The sequence below is a fragment of the Photorhabdus tasmaniensis genome, assembly GCF_011189505.1.
Taxonomy (GTDB): Bacteria; Pseudomonadota; Gammaproteobacteria; order Enterobacterales; family Enterobacteriaceae; genus Photorhabdus; species Photorhabdus tasmaniensis.
In genome coordinates this window covers 1-1,526 of sequence record NZ_PUJU01000145.1, presented here as the reverse complement: position 1 = coordinate 1,526, position 1,526 = coordinate 1, and the positions used below count along the sequence as shown (strand labels likewise).

The following is a 1,526-nucleotide window of genomic DNA, read 5'->3' as shown; positions in this document are numbered from 1 at the left end:
ATTCAAAAAGCAAACCTGCAACGTGTTGATGTTGCGGCATTGCCTTTTGATTCTGATACCCTGAAAGTGAGTTTCACATTGCGGGTATTAGGCAATCTTTCAACACCATCAGTGTGTAACGATCAGGATTATCAGGCTGAACTGGCGAATGTAATCAACGGTTATATTGCCGAGCATGGTTTTAAAACACTGGCTGCACGTTATGCAGAAAATCTGGCTAATGGACGGTTTTTGTGGCGTAACCGAGTTGGCGCAGAAGAAATTAAGGTTTGTGTGAAGGGGAAGAGTAGCGAATGGTGGGAATTTAATTGTGAAGATTTCAGTTTACGTGAATTCGGTAAGGTAGAAGGTCATTTAGCTAAACTTGCTGCTGAAATTGAGGAAGGGTTGGCGGGTGATGGAGCAACATTCTTCAACGTGGAGGCTTTTGTTCGCTTAAACTGTGGTCAGGAAGTTTTCCCTTCTCAAGAATTAGTTCTCGACAGTAACAGTAAAAAAAGCAAAGTGTTGTATCAGGTCAATGGAATTGCTGCATTGCATTCACAGAAAGTAGGTAACGCGCTTCGCACCATTGATACGTGGTATCCCGATGCATCTGAGTTGGATCTTGGCCCAATTGCTGTTGAACCCTATGGTTCAGTAACTAGCCGGGGTAAGGCTTATCGTCAGCCTAAAGCCAAAATGGATTTTTATACTTTGCTAGATAACTGGGTCATCAAAGGAAAAGTGCCGGAAGTAGAGCAACAACACTATGTTATGGCGACTTTGATCCGTGGTGGTGTTTTTGGTGAGAAAGGTGAATAAGGGGATACGATGGATTATTACCTTGAAATCCGCGTCCTTCCCGATCCTGAATTTAGCCAGCAAAGCTTGATGGAAGCGTTATTTGCTAAACTGCATCGGGCATTAGGGCAAGTGGGTAACGGACGTATTGGGGTCAGTTTTCCGTGTGCGAGAAAAAAGCTGGGGGACACGTTGAGGATTCACGGTTCAAGCGAAGCGCTGAATGACTTACAGGCGTTACCTTGGTTAAAAGGGCTCAGGGATTATACTGAAGTGACGGATATCCAACCAGTACCTCAAGATACTCAATATCGTTGTGTGAGTCGGGTGCAGGTCAATAGTAACGTAGAGCGGCTTCGACGCCGTTCGGTTAAAAAGGGGTGGTTAACGGAGGAACAAGCCCGGCAATGTATTCCGATCAGCAAAGAACAACGCACTACTTTACCGTTTTTGCGCCTTAAAAGTCTGTCATCAGGGCAAAGTTTTCCGTTGTTTGTCGAACAAGGGTTAATAGAAGATAGACCAACACCAGGAGTTTTTAGCTCTTATGGATTAAGTGCGTCAGCTACTGTACCTTGGTTTTGACCCTTTTTTCTCGGTTAATTGTAAACTATTGATTTATTAAGGGGATTAAACTCTGTTTATAAAAAGGGTTTTTCTCCTTTATAGTGACTTTGCTCTTTAATAATCAATAGATTAAAGTTAATATGCAACAGTTCACTGCCGTACAGGCAGCTTAGAAA

The 1,526-nt window shown here is 43.2% G+C and carries 2 protein-coding genes; both read left to right on the top strand.

The features are described 5' to 3' along the window. A partial coding sequence (gene csy3 / locus C5471_RS23195; protein ID WP_166296568.1) for a type I-F CRISPR-associated protein Csy3 occupies positions 1–804 on the top strand: 804 nt, incomplete at its 5' end. A 9-nt stretch (positions 805–813) separates the two neighbouring features. After that, positions 814–1,368: a type I-F CRISPR-associated endoribonuclease Cas6/Csy4 gene (gene cas6f, locus C5471_RS23190; protein WP_133815621.1), complete on the top strand. Its 555-nt coding sequence runs from the start codon at positions 814–816 to the stop codon at positions 1,366–1,368. Positions 1,369–1,526: the final 158 nt, after the last annotated feature.